Genomic DNA, 661 nt, shown 5'->3' with positions numbered 1-661 from the left:
TACGCATCTTTAATCCCAGCCTGCGTGTAGCGCGGGAACGTTATGCACAATATTCAGAACCGACGGAGAAAAAAGACTTCAATGAAAAATATATCTATCATTTTTTTACTACTGTTTTTGAGTTGCTCGAAGAAAGAGAACTTAAATAATGATTGGAGAGAAATTAACACCAAAGATTCAATTCCGAAACAACTTAGCAATGTATTACTTTCTATAAATGGGAATCTGAAAATTGCAAATCCGAATGAAGATTTTGAAGCAACAGACAATATAGTAAATGAAAATTTACCAATTAGACAGTTAAAATTATTAGCTGTGAAAAACAACGAATGGAGATTGTCTTACATACAAGGAGGAATCGGAACATCTTATTTTTTAATTGAATGTACAATCAAGAATGATTCTCTTTATAATTTGAAAATTGCAAATTCATTATTAGATTTAGATAATAATGATAGTATTTCAAAGTTTATAAAACAAGGTAAAATAAAATACCAAAGATTCGAAAAAGCTGAACGATAAAATACTGTGCATAACAGCCACTACAACGGATTTGGGCATTTGGCTTAATGGAAAAATGGTTTTGTATTTGGGATAATTTGGCAAATCCGAAAATAGGGCTTAATTTAGTCCCAAACCCGCTGTAGTGCCAAGACGTTAG

At 31.6% G+C, this 661-nt stretch carries 1 protein-coding gene; it reads left to right on the top strand.

What is annotated here, in order from left to right; genetic code table 11:
* Positions 1–81: 81 nt before the first annotated feature.
* A complete protein-coding gene (locus FLB_RS00005; RefSeq protein ID WP_064713915.1) occupies positions 82–522 on the top strand; it encodes a hypothetical protein in 441 nt (146 codons plus the stop codon).
* The last annotated feature ends 139 nt before the right edge of the window (positions 523–661 follow it).

The sequence above is a fragment of the Flavobacterium succinicans genome (assembly GCF_001662485.1).
Taxonomy (GTDB): domain Bacteria; phylum Bacteroidota; class Bacteroidia; order Flavobacteriales; family Flavobacteriaceae; genus Flavobacterium; species Flavobacterium succinicans_A.
The sequence above is the reverse complement of the archived record's forward strand: the minus strand, read 5'-3'. Positions and strand labels throughout refer to the sequence as shown.